The organism is Xanthomonas sp. WHRI 8393 (genome assembly GCF_040203315.1).
GTDB classification, from domain to species: Bacteria; Pseudomonadota; Gammaproteobacteria; order Xanthomonadales; family Xanthomonadaceae; genus Xanthomonas; species Xanthomonas arboricola.
Genome location: NZ_JBEGGL010000003.1, coordinates 1 through 16906, shown reverse-complemented (window position 1 = coordinate 16906; position 16906 = coordinate 1). Strand labels below are relative to the sequence as shown.

At 64.8% G+C, this 16906-nt stretch carries 10 protein-coding genes; 6 read left to right on the top strand and 4 right to left on the bottom strand.

The window, feature by feature from the left end; translation table 11 throughout:
* Nucleotides 1–56: 56 nt before the first annotated feature.
* The 5 genes from ABQ137_RS10590 (at nucleotide 57) to ABQ137_RS10570 (ending at nucleotide 8195) form a co-directional block, all read left to right on the top strand.
* Nucleotides 57–2015 carry an acetyl-CoA hydrolase/transferase C-terminal domain-containing protein gene (locus tag ABQ137_RS10590; protein ID WP_349782393.1) on the top strand — a complete coding sequence of 653 codons (1959 nt, stop codon included), beginning with the start codon at nucleotides 57–59 and terminating at the stop codon, nucleotides 2013–2015.
* A 131-nt stretch (nucleotides 2016–2146) separates the two neighbouring features.
* Nucleotides 2147–3322 (top strand): phosphatidylinositol-specific phospholipase C1-like protein, encoded by a 1176-nt coding sequence (locus tag ABQ137_RS10585; RefSeq protein ID WP_503021212.1) that lies wholly within the window; start codon nucleotides 2147–2149, stop codon nucleotides 3320–3322.
* 134 nt (nucleotides 3323–3456) lie between these two features.
* Nucleotides 3457–6171, top strand: a complete 2715-nt coding sequence (locus ABQ137_RS10580; RefSeq protein ID WP_349782390.1) for a TonB-dependent receptor — start codon at nucleotides 3457–3459, stop codon at nucleotides 6169–6171.
* Between the two features lie 363 nt (nucleotides 6172–6534).
* On the top strand, nucleotides 6535–7464 hold the full coding sequence (locus ABQ137_RS10575) for a L,D-transpeptidase family protein (protein WP_349782951.1): 930 nt from the start codon (nucleotides 6535–6537) through the stop codon (nucleotides 7462–7464).
* Between the two features lie 2 nt (nucleotides 7465–7466).
* Nucleotides 7467–8195: a M23 family metallopeptidase gene (locus tag ABQ137_RS10570; protein ID WP_184517881.1), complete on the top strand. Its 729-nt coding sequence runs from the start codon at nucleotides 7467–7469 to the stop codon at nucleotides 8193–8195.
* Between the two features lie 55 nt (nucleotides 8196–8250).
* Here the strand turns inward: ABQ137_RS10570 and ABQ137_RS10565 are convergent, their stop codons facing one another.
* Nucleotides 8251–9012, bottom strand: coding sequence for an SDR family NAD(P)-dependent oxidoreductase (locus tag ABQ137_RS10565; protein ID WP_104608888.1), 762 nt, complete (start codon nucleotides 9010–9012; stop codon nucleotides 8251–8253).
* Between the two features lie 98 nt (nucleotides 9013–9110).
* Here ABQ137_RS10565 and ABQ137_RS10560 point away from each other — a divergent pair, with 98 nt between their 5' ends.
* Entirely contained in the window at nucleotides 9111–10082 is a 972-nt protein-coding gene (locus tag ABQ137_RS10560) for a LysR family transcriptional regulator (RefSeq protein ID WP_184519111.1), read from the top strand.
* Nucleotides 10083–10370: 288 nt separating this feature from the next.
* Here ABQ137_RS10560 and fhuE read toward each other — a convergent pair whose 3' ends face one another.
* The 3 genes from fhuE to ABQ137_RS10545 all read right to left on the bottom strand — a co-directional run bounded on the left by fhuE (nucleotide 10371) and on the right by ABQ137_RS10545 (nucleotide 16547).
* A complete protein-coding gene (gene fhuE / locus ABQ137_RS10555; RefSeq protein ID WP_349782387.1) occupies nucleotides 10371–12554 on the bottom strand; it encodes a ferric-rhodotorulic acid/ferric-coprogen receptor FhuE in 2184 nt (727 codons plus the stop codon).
* Between the two features lie 459 nt (nucleotides 12555–13013).
* Nucleotides 13014–15014, bottom strand: coding sequence for a transketolase (gene tkt / locus ABQ137_RS10550; RefSeq protein ID WP_349782385.1), 2001 nt, complete (start codon nucleotides 15012–15014; stop codon nucleotides 13014–13016).
* A 252-nt stretch (nucleotides 15015–15266) separates the two neighbouring features.
* The gene (locus tag ABQ137_RS10545) at nucleotides 15267–16547 is read right to left on the bottom strand and encodes a dicarboxylate/amino acid:cation symporter (RefSeq protein WP_024938140.1); all 1281 of its coding nucleotides are present in this window, start codon (nucleotides 16545–16547) and stop codon (nucleotides 15267–15269) included.
* Nucleotides 16548–16906 lie beyond the last annotated feature (359 nt).

The following is a 16906-nucleotide window of genomic DNA, read 5'->3' as shown; positions in this document are numbered from 1 at the left end:
ATCGCCTGACAGCTGTCGGTGCCTGCACCACAGCGCTTTCGGCTACGCTTTCGCGCATGAGTACACATGTCACTGAATTGAGCGCTGCGGTTGCGCACATCCTGCAACGCCTCGATGGCCCGCTGCGCGTCGGCGCGCCGTTGGGCATCGGCAAGCCGCACCGGTTGTTGAACGCGTTGTATGCGCAGCTCAAGCACACGCCGACCCGGCCACTGGCGCTGTACACGGCGCTGTCGCTCAATCCGCCCAAGCCCGGCGCGGGACTGGAGGCACGCTTTGCGGCGCCGTTCATCGCGCGCCATTTTGGCGAGGATTTCCCGCGTCTTGCCTATGTCGATGACATGCTGCGCGATGCGCTGCCGGCGCATGTGCAGGTGGAAGAGTTCTACATGCAGTCCGGCGGGCTGCTGCACTCCACCCAGGCGCAGGCCGACTACACGAGCCTCAACTACACCCACGCTGCTGCGGCGGTGGCGCAGCGCGCGCCGAACCTGATCGTGCAGAAGGTGGCGCGCGAACCGGGCGGCACGCGGCTGTCGTTGTCGTGCAACAACGACATCACCCAGGACACGCTGGAGGCGGTGCAGGCGCTCGGCCTGCCGCGCCCCATGCTGGTGGCGGAAGTGGACACGCAACTGCCGTGGATCGGCGGAACCGCGGCAGTGGAGGAGGCGTTCTTCGATCTGGTGATCGACCTGCCCGGTCCGTCGCCGCGCCTGTTCGGGTTGCCCAGGCAGCCGGTAACCAGCGTCGACTACGCCATCGGCCTGTATGCGAGCGCGCTGGTCCGCGATGGCGGCACCTTGCAGATCGGCATCGGCACCCTGGCCGATGCACTGAGCCATGCGCTGGTGCTGCGACATACCGACAACGCCACCTATCGGCGCGTGCTGCAGGCGCTGGACCCGCAACTGGAACAGCATCCTGCGGTGCGCGCCAGCGGTGGCCTGGCGCCGTTCGAGATCGGCCTGTACGGCTGCAGCGAAATGCTCAACGAAGGGTTCAAGCAGTTGGTGGACAGCGGCGTGATCCGCCGGAAGGTGCACGACGATCTGGCGCTGATGCAGCGCATCGCCGACGGCAGCGCCGATGCGGCCGATCACGCGCGCCTGGCCCGCGAAGGCGAGTTTCTGCATGGGGCGTTCTATCTCGGCTCGCCGGATTTCTACCAGTGGCTACGCGAGCTGGATGCGGACACGCGCGATGCCATCGGCATGCGTCGCATCAGCGAGATCAACCAGCTGTATGGCGGCAACGAAGCGCTGGAGCGCCTGCAACGCCGCGATGCGCGCTTCTTCAACTCCTGCATGATGGCCACAGCGCTCGGCGCGGCGGTGTCCGACGGGCTGGAAGATGGCCGTGTGGTTTCCGGCGTCGGCGGCCAGTACAACTTCGTGGCGATGGCACATGCCTTGCCGCACGCGCGCAGCGCGTTGATGCTGCGGGCCACGCGCGATGCCGGTGCACACGCAGCGAGTAACGTGCGCTGGAACTACGGGCACACCACCATCCCGCGCCATCTGCGCGATCTCTACATCACCGAGTACGGCATCGCCGACCTGCGCCACCAGACCGATCAGGATTGCGTGCTGGCGATGGCCGGCATCTGCGATGCACGCTTCCAGGACGCGTTGCTGGCAACCGCCAAGGCATCGCGCAAGCTGCGTGGCGACCCTGCACTGCCTGCGCGTGCGCAACGCAACACGCCGCAGGCACTGGAACAGGCGCTGGCGCCGTTCCGCCGCGATGGCAGCCTGCCCGACTACCCGCTCGGCAGCGACTTTACCGAGGTCGAACAGCACCTGCTGCGCGCCCTGAGCTGGCTCAAACGCGCCACCGCCGGCAATAGCGCAAAGCTGATGACCGTCTGGCGCGCACTGCTGTCACGCAAGAACGACGATGCATACGAAGCCGCTGGTCTGCAACGAATGGCACTGGATGCGCCACGCAGCATCGCCGACCGCGTGCAGGCGCGGCTACTGGCGTATGCCTTGCGGAAGACTAGAGTGCACTGACGCGCCGGTGTCGCGAAAAGCGATGCCATGGCGCGTTTTTCGCACTGTGACGCACGACGGCAATACGGCGGAAAGCCTTGCGTCAAATTTGGCCCGGATGATGGCGACCACCTTCTTTCCGGCCCGGCTGCATGCGCTGCTTACTCGTTGTTTCGGCTGTGAATCCAGGCGATGACCGCACAGCGAAGCCATCACGCGCAAGGCGAAGCAACACACGCAGCGCTGCATGCCTTGGCCTGCTGATGCTGGCCGGCGTGACCGCGCATGCCGCGCCTCGCCTCACCGACCTGCAATACATCGGCAGCCACAACAGCTACCACGCCGGCTTCGCCCCCAGCGAAGCGACGCTGCTGCAACGACTGAGTCCGGAGCTGTTCGCGGCACTGGATTACCGCCATCCGCCGCTGAGGCAACAACTGGACGATGGCGTCAGACAACTCGAACTGGATGTCTTTGCCGACGCCAACGGTGGTCGCTACGCACACCCAGCCAGCGTCGCGCAGATCGCCAAGGCCGGCTTGCCGCCCGCACCGCCCAGCGCACCGGCCGGAGTGATGAGCAAACCCGGCTTCAAGGTCATGCACGTGCAGGACGTGGACCAGCGCAGCACCTGCCAGCCCTTGATCGCGTGCCTGCAGGAAGTGCGTGCGTGGTCGAAGCAGCACCCCGGGCATGTGCCGATCTTCATCCTGCTGGAAACCAAGCAGGCGCCGGTGCAACTGGCGTTTCCGACCGTGCAGCCGGAGCCGTTCGATCCGGTGGCGATGGATGCATTGGATGCCGAACTGCGCTCGGTGTTTCGACCCAGCGAGTACCTCAGCCCCGATCAGGTCCGTGGCAACGCAGCCACGCTCAACGCCGCAGTGCTTGCGCATGGCTGGCCGTCGTTGAGCGAGGCACGCGGCAAGGTGGTGTTCCTGCTCGACCAACGCGCGGCCGGTGCCAGCTACCTGCCCGGGCATCCGTCGCTGCGCGGACGCGTGTGCTTCACCAATGCCGTGCCTGGCCAAGACGATGCCGCGTTCACCGAACTCAACGATGGCCCCGCCGAGACGATCACCCAATTGGTGAAAGCCGGCTACCTGGTGCGCACGCGTACCGACGCCGACCTGAAGGAAGCACTGCAACACGACACCACCCGCCGCGACCGCATGCTGGCCAGCGGCGCGCAGTTGCTCAGCACTGACTTCCCCGCACATGAGCCGGCCGGCAACGGTTACGTGGTGCGCTTCGAAGGCGATGCGGTCGCACGCTGCAATCCGCAGCTGGCGCAGGCGCACTGCAAGGGCGACGACCTCAGGCACTGAGTCGGGGTCACTGCCGTCGTCGCAATCTCCGCACCACACACAGACCTGTCGCAACGGAAGGCGTCGGCGATGCACACCCACACCCGCAGTAAGGGGCCGGGCACTCCATCTTCTCCAACCACGCGAGCCATTGCATGCAGTCCCCACGCACCACCCATCGCCTGACCTGCGCCATCGCGCTGGCACTGTCCGCGCCGGCGTTTGCCGAGACGCCGGAGCTCGGCACCACCACGCTGGATTCGGTCAACGTGCAGGCCAAGCACGCCGCCGCACCGGGATCGCTCAACGAACAGCGCCTGTCCAGCAGCGTCAACAGCGTGATGAGCAAGCAGCAGATCGATGCGATCCCCTCCGGCGGCATCGCCGATGTCGTGTCGCACATGCCGGGCCTATCCGCGTACAGCGATATGCACCTGGGCCAGGCCACCACCGGCGAAAACGCCTATGTCAGCATTCGCGGCATGGACGCCAGCTACAACGCCTACACGCTCAACGGCTTCGGCATGCCGGAAACCGATTCATCGACGCGCGCCATCTCGTTGAACATGCTGGCGCCGTTCGGCATCCAGTCGGTGCAGGTGTCCAAATCCCCAACGCCCGACATGCCCGGCGATGCGATCGGCGGCGCGATCGACATGCGCACGCCCAATGCCTTCGACTTCGGCCAGGATGTCTACGCCAAGAGCACCGCGCAGGGCCAGTTCAATGCGCTGGCCTCGGAGCTGGGCGGCAAGGACAGCGGCGGCACCTTCCAGCAGGAGCTGGCCTGGAAGTTTGGCGATGGCCATGCCTTCGGCCTCTACGCATCGGCGTATTACGGCAGGAACAACAACATGGCGCAGGCGCCGGCGCCCAACAGCAAATACGTGCCGGCCGATCCCGCCCTCGCCACTGCAACCGACCTGCGCGATGTCGGGCCTTTGATCAGCACCCGCTACAAGTACAGCCTCTACACCAGCCAGATCGAACGCTACGGCGGCAACCTCTCGCTGGATTGGCAAGGCGACAACAGCGCGCTGTACGCGCGTGCGATCTACGGCAGCTACGGTGTCACCGGGCAGCAGGACCAGTCCAGCGCGCGCCTGGAAACCTATCGCAACCAGCCCACCGCCGTGCGTGGCGGCTACTTCAACACGCACGATATCGACGAAAAACTGGCGACGCTGCAATTGGGAGGCCAGACCACGCTGGGCCGCTTGCGCTTCGACTACGGCAGCTCGGTCGGTCGCGGCACCCGCAGCCGCCCGGACTACGTGTCGGCAAGCCTGTATGGCTTTACGCCCGGCAGCTTCGCCTTCGACCTCAGCAACCCCCGCTATCCCAGCATCGCGCCAAGCACGCCTGGCTTGCAGGACTTTTTCTACAACCTGGATTCGTCGTTGCTGTGGAAGGTGCAGGGGCACGACGCCGGCAGTCACGACAACCGCGTCAACGCACACACCGATATCACCTACCAGGTCGATGGCGATGTGCTGGACAGCGTCAAGCTCGGCCTGTCTGCCGACCACTCCGACCGTGGCGCCTACGATCACCCGTTCTTCCACAAGGACGGCAACTTCGTCACCAACGGGCCGTATTTTGGCGGTCCCAATTACGCCTTCCCCACCGCAGGCGGACCGCCTCTGAGCGCGATCCCGGGCCGCGTCACCTATCACGCCTTCGACGGCCGCTACGCCGGCCCGTTCAAGCTGCTGGACCGCAACTGGATGCTTGCGCAGGCGCTGCCCTACAAGTACGTCGACGATCCCAATGGCGCAGGCGTCTATACCGCCAACGACTACAACGCCAACACCACCTCCAGCACCGAGGCGATCTATTCCGGTTATGCAATGGCCGCGCTGCATGTCGGCTCGGTGAGCGTGCTGCCCGGCGTGCGCTACGAGTTGACACGCTATGCGGCCGAATCCTGGCAATCCAGCGGCGATGGCAGCACCGGCAGCTTCGTCGGCACCGGCAGCACCTATGGGCAAGTGCTGCCGGGCATCAGCATCAACTATCGGCCGGATGATCTCACCGTGTATCGGGCTTCGTTGCGGCGCAGTTTCAGCCGTCCGGCGTTCGGCCTGATCTCCGGCGAGACGGTGTACACCATCGACGATACCCAGAAGGTGGTCGGCATCTCCAGGCCCAATCCCGATCTGCAGCCGAGCAAGGCCGACAACGCCGATCTCTCCGCCGAGTTCTACGATCACAGCGGCGGCGTGCTCAGCGCATCGACCTATTACAAGCGCATCACCGGCTTCATCTACACCTCGCAATCGGCGACCAGCAACGACAACACCCTGGGCGGGCTGGTACCGACCGGCACCACCTTCGAAAACGGCGTGCCGGTGACCATGCCGCAGAACGGCGGTACCGCCAAGCTCTATGGACTGGAGCTGGCAGCGAGCAAGCGCCTGCAGGAGTTGCCGGGCCTGTGGAGCAACGTCGGCGTCACCGCCAACCTCACCCTGCAGCACAGCGAAGCAGACAGCAAACGCAGCGATCAACCGGAAAAGACCTGGCTGCCGCGCGCACCCGAGCGCATCTACAACCTGGATCTGTTCTACGACGATACGCATCTGCGCGCCGACCTGAGCTACAACTACACGGGCCTGCAATTGCTGGGGCTGACCAGCGACCGGCTCAACTATTATTTGCAACCGGTCAAATCACTGGACTTCACTGCGACCTATCATCTGCCGCACCACGTCGATGTCGGTGTGTCGGCCAAGAACCTGCTCAATGCCGCCACGTTCTACGAAACCCAGGGCAAGTCCAGGCGCTACATGGCCTACGACCCTGGGGCCGACGGCGCCTATGTACAGACCGGACGGGTGTACATGCTGACGGTGGGCTACACCTACTGACGGCAGACCTGCAGACAGCTGCAGCGCAATGTCTGCAGCTGCAGGGACCGGGTATGCACCAATCCGTATCGATCGCCTGACTGACATGCAGGCGATCGGTTACGGCGTGGTGCACAACTCTCTCTGCCGCTCGGGTAGAAGTGGCAGGCAGCGGCATCTATGGCAGCTGTGCGGAGGCGAGATGGCAGGTATCCACTTCTGACCCGCATCGCGACTGCGTCCCCAGTCAGTCCCGGTGCAGCCATTTCACGCAGACCACGCAGGCGGCTCGGGCAAGGTGCGCGCATGCCTCTTCCGGACCTGCTCATGCCACCACGCATCTACGCTCGCGCCTGCTTGCTCGCCCTTGCTCTGGGCACCTCCCTGGCCGCACTGGCGCAAGCGCCGCAGCCTGCCGCAGCACCTGCGCCGGCACCTGCAGCAACGCCCGCTGCGACCGTCGTGCCGACCGGCCCGCGTTCGGACCTGCATGCGCAGGTGCTGCTGGATCGTGCGCATTTCTCGCCGGGACAGATCGACGGCGAGCGCGGCTCCAACCAGAAGCGTGCGGTGTCCGGATTTCAGGCAGCGCACCAGATCAAGGTCACCGGTGAGCTGGATGACGCCACCTGGCAGGCCTTGCAGGCCGACACAACGCCGGCGCTGGTGCAGTACACGCTCACCGATGCCGATGTGGCCGGGCCGTTCCAGCCGATCCCGAAAGGGCCGGCCGAACAGGCCAAGCTGACGTCGCTGGGCTACACCTCGGTGGACGAGGCGCTGGGCGAGCGTTTCCATGCCGCTCCGGAACTGCTGCGCCAGCTCAACCCGGGCGTGGATTTGAACAAGGCCGGTGGCGTGATCCAGGTGCCCAACATCGACGGTGTCCCGCCACTGGCCAAGCCGGCCAAGCTGGTGGTCGACAAGTCCGAGTCGACGCTGCGCCTGTTCGATGCCGACGGCAAGGTGTATGCGCAGTTCCCGGTGTCCTCCGGCAGCAAGCACGACCCGCTGCCGATCGGCCGCTGGAAGGTGTTGGGCGTGGCGCGCGACCCGGTGTTCAAGTACAACCCCAAGCTGTTCTGGGACGCGAAGAAGGGCGATCAGAAGGCCACCCTGCCCTCCGGCCCGAACAATCCGGTCGGACGCGTGTGGATCGATCTGTCCAAGCCGCATTACGGGCTGCACGGCACGCCGGAACCCGGCCATGTCGGCAAGACCGAATCGCATGGCTGCGTGCGCCTGACCAACTGGGACGTGGTCAATCTGGCCAGCGTGGTTGGCCCGTCCATGCCGGTAGTGATGCAGGAGTAAGCATGAAACTGCTGATGATGCTGGTGGTCGGTGTCTTGCTCGGTGCAGCCGGCTATTGGTGGTTGGAACGCGAGGCGCCACAGGCGGCGCTGGCACCGGCGTCCGCAGCTGCACCCGCGGTGACAGCGCAGTCTGATGCGTCAGAGGCGGCAATGGCAGCGCCTTCTGCCGCTCCAGCGGTTGCCGATCCAGCCGTTGCCGCATCGTCGCCAACCACCGAGATGATGACCGCCGCAAATACGCCAGCCGCGCCTGCGTCTGCACCCTCTCCTGAGTCTGCGAGTTCAGGCAGCGGCCTGCTGATTCCGGTGCAGGGCATCGGCAGCGGCCAGCTGCAGGACACCTTTACCGACGCACGCAGCGAAGGCCGCGTGCACGATGCCATCGACATTCTTGCGCCGACCGGCACACCGGTCATTGCAGTTGCAGACGGCACGGTCGAGAAACTGTTCAACAGCGAGCGTGGTGGCCTGACCGTGTACCAGTTCGATCCGAACGGCACGTACTGCTACTACTACGCACACCTGGAACGGTATGCCGATGGTCTGGCAGAAAAGCAGGCAATCAAGCGCGGCCAGGTCATCGGCTACGTCGGCAGTACCGGCAATGCCGATCCTGCCGCACCGCACCTGCACTTCGAGATCCACCGCCTGGGGCCGGAAAAACAATGGTGGAAGGGAGAGGTCTTGAATCCCTACCCCGTATTGCATGGCGACCAGACCCTGCAGTGATGCACCAGGCGGTAATGCAGACACAGGCCTGCACGTGATGCGCAGGCCTGTGCATTCAGATCAACATGCCGCCCGATACCTCGATGCGTTGCGCGTTGATCCACCCAGTTCCCGGCGCGAGTAATGCAGCGACCACCGGCCCGATATCGTCCGGTAGCCCTGGGCGTCCCAGCGCCGTGACCGACGACACCATCGCATTGACCTGTGCGTTATCGCGCACGCTGCCGCCGTTGAAGTCTGTCTCGATCGCACCCGGCGCCAGCGTATTGGCACGAATGCCACGCGCGCCCAGTTCCTTGGCCAGATAGCGGGTGAACACCTCCACCCCGCCTTTCATCATCGCGTAAGCCGAGGCACCGGGCAGTGCGAAACGTGCCAGGCCGCTGGACACATTGAGGATGCGTCCACCGTCAGCGATCAGCGGCAATAACGCCTGGGTCAGGAAATACGGCCCTTTGAGATGGATGTTGACCAGGGCGTCGAACTGCGCCGGCGTGGTGTCGGCGATGGCCGCGTGCAGCCCGGTACCCGCATTGTTGACCAGCGCATCGAACTGCGTGCGATCCCAACCGGCCAGCACCTGCTTCAATTGCTCAGCGAATGCCGCGAACGACTCCGCGTCGGCAACATCCAGCGGCAGTGCCTGCGCACGGCGACCGAGCGTGTGGATTTCGGCGACCACCGCAGCGGCCTCATCTGCCTGGCTGCGATACGTCAGCACGATATCGCTGCCGTCCGCAGCGAGCGCAAGCGCGGCATTGCGGCCCAGGCCGCGGCTGCCGCCGGTGATCAGGGTGATCGGTGAGGTGGTCGACATGGATGGACTCCGGTACGTGTTGGGAAGCGATTGGGGCGATCACAGAGTTGGTCGGTGACCGCTGGCGGGGGTGACATTGCCTGGCCGTGCCAAGACTATTGCGCTTGCCGCGCCACATAAATCGGTCCAACCTGATTGCACCGTTCAAGAACGTCGACCAATCGATGGATACCCTGGAGTCGCTACGCGCCTTCCTGCGCGTCGCCGAGCTCGGCAGTTTCACCCGCGCCGCCGAAACGCTGGGCCTGCCCAAAGCCAGCGTTTCTACAGCCGTGCAGCGGCTCGAAGCCTCGCTTGGGACGCAGCTTTTGCATCGCACGACGCGCCGCGTGCAACTCACCGGCGATGGTACCGCGTTCTACCAGCGCAGCCGCGATCTGCTCGACGACATGGACGAATTGCAGAGCATGTTTCAGCGCGAGCGCAGCCAGCTGCGCGGGCGCCTGCGGGTGGACATGTCCTCCGGCATCGCACGCAATTTCGTGATTCCCGCATTGCCCACGTTCCTGGCGCAGCACCCGCAGCTGGAGGTGGAAATCAGCGGCACCGACCGCCGCGTCGATGTGGTGCGCGAAGGCTTCGATTGCGTGTTGCGCGTGGGCACGCTCGAAGACACCAACCTGGTCGCACGACCGCTCGGCGTGTTTCGCATCATCAACTGCGCCAGTGCCGACTACCTCGCACGACGGGGCACGCCGCAGCGCCTGGACGATCTGGTTCACCACGACCTGGTGCATTACGTGCCGACGCTGGGCCAGCGATCGTCCGGCTTCGAGTACCGCGATGGACCGGCCTACCAGCTACTGCCGATGCGCGGCCCGGTGACGGTCAACAACGGCGATGCCTATCTCGCCGCGGCATTGGCGGGCCTGGGCATCATCCAGGCGCCGGCCAGCCCGTTGCGCCCACACCTGGACAGCGGCGCCTTGATCGAGCTGCTGGCCGCCATCGCGCCAGAACCGATGCCGGTCACCTTGCTCTACGCGCAGCGTCGCCATCTGCCGCAACGCGTAGGTGCGTTCATGGACTGGGTTACGGAGGTGATGGCACCGTATCTGGAACCGCTGTAGCCCTGACCGTCGATGCGATTACCGGCGCGTCTTCGCGTGTACGTTTGCGTAGGCAGGAAGTGTTTCTGTAGCGCGCCGACATTGGCGGAAGGCATCAGTCGCTTGCGCATCACTTCGATAGCACCTACGCAAACCGATACCAGCAGGTAGCGCAGGCAGTGCGGCATGCGCCGCAGATCCACGATCACTCCGCTGGCGCCAGACACAAAAACAGGCACCTTCTGCAAGGTGCCTGCATCGTTGCAACACCAGGCCAGGCGCTGACATCGCGCCCGGCCCGGTCTGCGATCAGAACGTGTAGTTGAAGGTCAGCATGCCGTTGCGCGAGGCGCCCCATGCGCCATAGCCACCGTTGAACTGAGAGTAGTAGCGCTTGTCGAGCAGGTTGTCGACATTGAGCTGAACCGAGAACTGCGGCGACAACCGGTAGCGCGCAAACGCGCTGACCAGTGCATAAGCACTCTGCTGAAAGGCGCCGTAGACCGGGTCCACATAGTACGAGCGGTTCTGCCAGTTGACGCCACCACCCACGGTCAGATCGCTCCACGCACCTTGCGGGGTGTAGCTGTTGAACAGCTTGAGGGTGGTGCGCGGCAGATGCGTATTGATCGAGGTGCCGCTGTCATCGCGCGCGGTGTAGTGCGAGGCGCCGAAGGTGGTGTTCCAGCTCTCGGTCACCCGCCCGGACACCTCGAAATCGAAGCCTTCGCTGACCACGCCGTTGGCGGCTTCATACGCCGACTCGCTGCTACCGGGGACGAAGCCGCCGGTGGCCACGCCCAGGTTGTCCTGCTCGATGCGGAACACCGCAAGCGAGGCGTTGAGCCTGTCGTCGAACCACGCTGCCTTGACGCCGGCTTCGTAGCCCTTGCCGGTCAACGGATCCAGGTAGCCGCCAGTGGCATCGCGCAGGGTCTGCGGGTTGAAGATTTCGGTGTAGCTGACGTACGTCGACCACACGTCGTTGATGTCGTAGACCAGACCGGCGTACGGGGTGACTTCGGTCTGGCTGTCGGAGAACGGCGCCAGTCCCTGCGTGGCATCGAAGTTGCCGCCGTCGATCTGCCAGTCGGTGTAGCGCGCACCCACCAGCAACTTCAGCGAATCGGCCAGCGAGAAGCGTGCAGCCACGTAGGCCGCCTTCTGCTTGATGGTGCCGGTGCTCTGCACCGTGCGCGGGCTCCAGTTGGGTTCCGGGTAGGCACCGGTCCAGCCGAGGTAGCTGTCCAGCGGCGCCGGGAAATCGAAGGTGCCGTTGTTGACGTACTCGCGGCGGTTGTAGCTGGCGCCGGCAACCAGCTGATGCTCGCGGCCGAACAGCTGGAACGGACCTTCCGCGTAGACGTCGGCACCATCGGCCTTGCGCTCGGTCAGGTAGTTGCCCGAATACGGCACCACGCCGCCACCGGTGGCGCGGTCGAACCCGAAGATCGTATAGAACGGATAGAACAGGTGATTGGCCGCTTCGGTCTTCTCATGGCTCAAATTGGCCTTGAGGGTCCAGCCGTTGTCGAAGCTCTGCTGCAGGCTGGCGAAGGTGCGCTGCAGGCGCGTGTCCCAGAACGTCCAGTCGGCCGCCGGGTTGAACGAACGGTCATAGTTGGTGCGGGTGCCATCGCTGTAGAACAGCGGGAAGCCGCCCCAGGTGACATCGTTCGATTCCTTCTTCTGGTACTCGTAACCCACGCTCAGCAAGGTGCTGTCGGTGAGGTCGGCATCGATGATCGCCGAGCCGATCTTCTTGCGCAGGCCGTAGCGGTCCATGTCCGACTCGCCGTCCTGGTACACGCCGATCACGCGCGCACGCACGGTACCTTCGGGGCTGAGCGGCACGGTGACATCGGCCACGCTGCGGGTCTTGTTGAAATCGCCACCGCCCACCGATACGGTGCCGGTGAAGTCGCGGCTGAGCGCATGCTTGCGCACCAGGTTGATCGAGGCCGACGGGTTGCCCGAGCCGGTCAGCAGGCCGGTGGCGCCACGCACCACTTCGACGCGGTCGTACAGCGCCACGTCCAGCGCCGAATCGCCGTAGCTCCAGGCCTGCTCCATGTACGCCGGGATGCCGTCGAACTGGTAGTTGTCGATGTAGAAGCCACGTGCATAGAACTCCAGCCGCTCGCTGTCGCTCTGCGCCACCGAGATGCCGGTGACGTTATTGAGCACATCGGTGATGCTCTGCAGGTTCTGGTCGTCCATGCGGTCGCGGGTGATCACGCTGACCGACTGCGGGATCTCCCGCAGCGACAGGTTCATGCGCGTGCCGGCGGTGGTCTTTTCCACCGTATAGCCCTTGGCCTGCTCGCCCTGCACGATGAGCCGGTCCAGGGTGGTGACCTCAGCATCGCCGGCCGGCGTTTCAGCCAGCGCCTGGCCTGCCGACAACGTGCACAGCGCGGCGAACACCGCATGCGACAGCGCGCGCGGACGCTGCGCAATGGGAAGAAGACGCATTACGGTAGGACGATTCATCACAGCTCCAGCACAGACAGTCGAGGGCACCGGTCGCGGCAAGGCTGCCCGACGGCGAGACAAGGGGGAGGACGTGCCACGCGACCGTGGCAACGCGCCATTTTAATGGGAATGATTTACATTTTAAACAGGTAATTCACGCCGCCTACATCGCAATGGCGGGGAGCGAACGCCACAGCGGCCTCCGGCCGCGACCCGGCGGGCAAACGCCTGCGCACCGGCCACCCGGGCGACGCGCGCTGATGAAGTCGCCTGCATGCCATCAGGCACGTCGGCTTGCCCGGCCTTCCGGACAAGTCCGGCCAGGTGATCCTCACGCAACACGCCAGGCACCTTCCCACCCCCGCAATAACCGCGGTTTCCCCGACCGAGGCGATACGTACATGCAAGGTCGCCACGTGCAGCGCAAACAAAAACGCCGGCTTTCGCCGGCGTTTCATTGGAAGCCACTCGGCGCTTTTACAGCGCCTTTGCCGCCTGCACCACATGCTCGGCGGTGATCTTGAAGTACGCGTACAGTTGGTCGGCCGGTGCCGAGGCACCGAAGGTGTCGATACCGACCACATCACCATCCAGGCCCACGTACTTGCGCCAGAAGCCGGTCACGCCTGCTTCCACCGCAACGCGCTTGCGCACCGCATTCGGCAGCACCGACTCGCGATAGGCCGCATCCTGGCGATCGAACACATCGGTCGACGGCATCGACACCACGCGCGTCTTCAGCCCGGCCGCGTCCAGGGTCTGCTTGGCTTCCACCGCCAGCCCGACTTCCGAACCGGTGGCGATCAGGATCACGTCGGGCGTGCCGCCTTCGGCATCGGCCAGCACATAACCGCCGCGCTCGATCAGCTTGAGCTGCGCGTCACTGCGCGGCTGGTGCTGCAGGTTCTGGCGACTGAACACCAGGCAGCTCGGGCCGTCCTTGCGGGTGATGGCGGCCTTCCAGCTCACCGCCGATTCCACCGCATCGCCCGGGCGCCACACATCGTTGTTGGGGATGTAACGCAGCGAGGCCAAGTGTTCCACAGGCTGATGGGTCGGGCCGTCCTCACCCAGGCCGATCGAGTCGTGCGTGTACACGTGGATGGCATGGGCCGGATTCAACGCGCTCATGCGCACGCCGTTGCGCGCGTAATCGCTGAACACCAGGAAGGTGGCGTCGAACGGAATGAAGCCACCATGCAGCGCCAGGCCGTTGGCGATGGCAGTCATGCCGAACTCGCGCACGCCGTAATAGACGTAGTTGGCATCCGGATCATCGGTGGCCACCGACTTGCTGGCCTTCCACAAGGTCAGGTTGGAATGCGCCAGGTCGGCCGAACCGCCGATCAATTCCGGCAACAACGGCGCGAACGCTTCGATCGCTAGCTGCGAGGCCTTGCGCGAGGCGATGGTCTGGCCGTCCTGCTGCGCCTTGGCGATGTAGGCATCGGCCTGGGCGATGAAGTCGGCCGGCAGCGAGCCGTGCGAGCGGCGGGTCAGCTCGGCAGCTTCGGCCGCGTACTGCTTGCCGTACTTGTCGAACAGCTGCTCCCACTCGGCCTGACGCAGGGTGCCGGTGCCACCTGCGCGCCAGCCGGCGTAGATCTCTTCGGGAATCTCGAACGGGCCGTACGGCCACTCCAGCGCCTTGCGGGCGCCCTCGAGTTCTTCCTTGCCCAGCGGTGCGCCGTGCGAGGATTCCTTGCCGGCCTTGGTGGGCGCCCCGAAGCCGATCTTGGTGCGGCAGCAGATCAGGGTCGGCTTGTCGCTGTTTTCCAGCGCCGCTTCAATCGCCGCCTTGATCTTGTCGGCATCATGCCCGTCGACATCGCGGATCACGTGCCAGCCATAGGCCTCGAAACGCGCCGGGGTGTTGTCGCTGAACCAGCCGGCGGTGTTGCCGTCGATGGAGATCTGGTTGTTGTCCCAGAACGCCACCAGCTTGCCCAGGCCCCAAGTCCCGGCCAGCGAAGCGGCTTCGTGCGAGATGCCTTCCATCAGGCAGCCATCGCCCATGAACACCCAGGTGCGGTGGTCGACGATTTCCAGCTCAGGCCGGTTGTAGCGCTGCGCCAGCAACTTCTCGGCCAGCGCGAAGCCCACGGCGTTGGCAAAGCCCTGCCCGAGCGGGCCGGTGGTGGTCTCCACGCCGGGGGTTTCGCTGCGCTCGGGGTGACCGGCGGTCTTGCTGTGCAGCTGACGGAACTGCTTGAGCTGCTCGATCGGCAGGTCGTAGCCAGACAGGTGCAGCAGCGCGTACTGCAGCATCGAGCCGTGGCCGTTGGACAGCACGAAACGGTCGCGGTTGAACCACTGCGGGTTGTTCGGGTTGTGCCGGAAGAAATCGTTCCACAGCACTTCGGCGATATCGGCCATGCCCATCGGCATGCCGGGATGGCCGGATTTGGCGGCTTCGACCGCATCGGCGGCGAGAAAACGGATGGCGTTGGCCAGCTGGCGGCGGGTGGGCTGGGTCATGGGCGTCTATGGAAGCGGAGGGGAACACCGCTGGAAGCGGAGACGCTTATTCTCCCACAGAGCGCGTTAGGGGGCTGGGATTGGGGATTGGGGATTGGGGAGTCGGGAATCGGGAATCGGGTGCAGTGCTGCAGGTTGACGCCGCTCTCGCCAAGGCTACCGCTGCGGTACAGCGGACCTCACATCACCCGTACCGATCGCTACAGCCCGCTCTTCCCCATTCCCCATTCCCCATTCCCGATTCCCGACTCCCTATTCCTCGCCCTTGGCAACCAAGGTCGTCAGCGCCAGATCGCCAGTCACGTTCAGCGCCGTCCGGCACATGTCCAGGAAATGATTGACGCCCAGGATCATGCCGATGCCGACCGGGTTGACCCCGACCATCGCGCAGATCAGCGCCACTACCGGCAGCGAGCCGGACGGCACGCCGGCGGTGCCGATGCCACCCAGGATGCAGACCAGCATCACCATGAACTGCTGGCCGATGCTCAGGTCCACGTTGAAGAACTGCGCCAGGAAGATCACCGTCACCCCTTCGAACAAGGCGGTGCCGTTCTGGTTGGCGGTGGCGCCCACGGTCAGCACGAAACGCGACACCCGCGGCGGCAGGCCCATCTCGTCGGCCACGCGCAGGGCAGTCGGCAGGGTCGCGTTACTGGAGGCGGTGGAGAACGCCATCATCGTGGCCTCCTGGGTCTGCCTGAAGAAGCCGATCGGCGAACGCCCGGCAAACTTCACCGCCAGCCCGTAACTGACCACCATGTGCAGGCCCAGCGCCAGCACCACCACGCCTACATAAGCGCCCAGACGGATCAGCAGATCAAAGCCGAACAGCGCGGCCAGATTGAACATGAAACAGGCCACCGCATACGGCGCCAGGCGGATCACCAAGCCGATCAGGGTCATCGAGATTTCGAAGATGCCCTCGATGGCGCGCTTGAGCGTGGCCACTTTTTCATCGGCGGTCAGCACCATGCCCACGCCGAACATCACCGCAAAGAACATCAGCGACAGGATCGCGCCGTTGCTGGACGCTGCCGCGATGACGTTACTGGGCACGATCGACAACAGCATGTCCATGCCCTGCGGCTGGGTGCCGGAGCTGGAGATGATCTCGCGGGTGCGCTCGGCGTTCTGCTGGATCAACTGGTTGGCCAGCTGCGGGTCCACGCCGGCACCAGGCTTGAGCACATTCACCAGCACCAGCCCCAGCAACACCGCCACGCCGGACAGCACGACGGTGTAGCCCAGGGTGCGCCAGCCCACGCGCCCAAGCGCACGGATGTCGCCCATTTCGGAAATGCCCATCACCAATGCCGAAAACAGCAGCGGCACGATCAGCATGAAGATCAGATTGAGGAAGATCTGCGAGAACGGCGTGGTGACGTATTTGGTGACCACGCGCACCCAGTCGGCATCGCTGCCGGCCAGGTAGTAGACGGCCAGACCCAGCAGCAGACCGACAGCGAAGCCAATGCCCATCTTCCAATGCAGGGGCAGGCCCGGGCGGCGTGCGGCGGGGGATGCAGTCATCTGGTCTGGCCTTGATCTGGACACAAGCCCCGGAGCTTAACAAACGCCATCGACGCGGCCACCTACCCAGCCTGTCGCGGTACGCCTGCCCGAGGGTAGGTGTAGCTCCCACGTCAGCCGATACGGGCGCTGGAGCGTTCAACACATCTGGCGCGCTCATTGTGGGGCGGGCACAGCCGATATTTGGAACTGCCTGTACCGAGGCGCGATGCCCAAACGCCTTTGGGACGCCGTGGAATCCGGCCATGAGCTCTTGCTTGCAACCATGCACACCGACCATCCCGACGGGTCCTTGCCCGCTCACCGTCGCGGGACCTTACGCGGCATGGATGCCGCGTAAGAGCCTACAAGGACGTACT

Coding starts and splice junctions, on each gene's coding strand:
- ABQ137_RS10590 (WP_349782393.1), top strand. CDS start 57: ATGAGTACACATGTCACTGAATTGAGCGCTGCGGTTGCGCACATCCTG.
- ABQ137_RS10585 (WP_503021212.1), top strand. CDS start 2,147: ATGCGCTGCTTACTCGTTGTTTCGGCTGTGAATCCAGGCGATGACCGC.
- ABQ137_RS10580 (WP_349782390.1), top strand. CDS start 3,457: ATGCAGTCCCCACGCACCACCCATCGCCTGACCTGCGCCATCGCGCTG.
- ABQ137_RS10570 (WP_184517881.1), top strand. CDS start 7,467: ATGAAACTGCTGATGATGCTGGTGGTCGGTGTCTTGCTCGGTGCAGCC.
- ABQ137_RS10565 (WP_104608888.1), bottom strand. CDS start 9,012: ATGTCGACCACCTCACCGATCACCCTGATCACCGGCGGCAGCCGCGGC.
- fhuE (WP_349782387.1), bottom strand. CDS start 12,554: ATGAATCGTCCTACCGTAATGCGTCTTCTTCCCATTGCGCAGCGTCCG.
- tkt (WP_349782385.1), bottom strand. CDS start 15,014: ATGACCCAGCCCACCCGCCGCCAGCTGGCCAACGCCATCCGTTTTCTC.
- ABQ137_RS10545 (WP_024938140.1), bottom strand. CDS start 16,547: ATGACTGCATCCCCCGCCGCACGCCGCCCGGGCCTGCCCCTGCATTGG.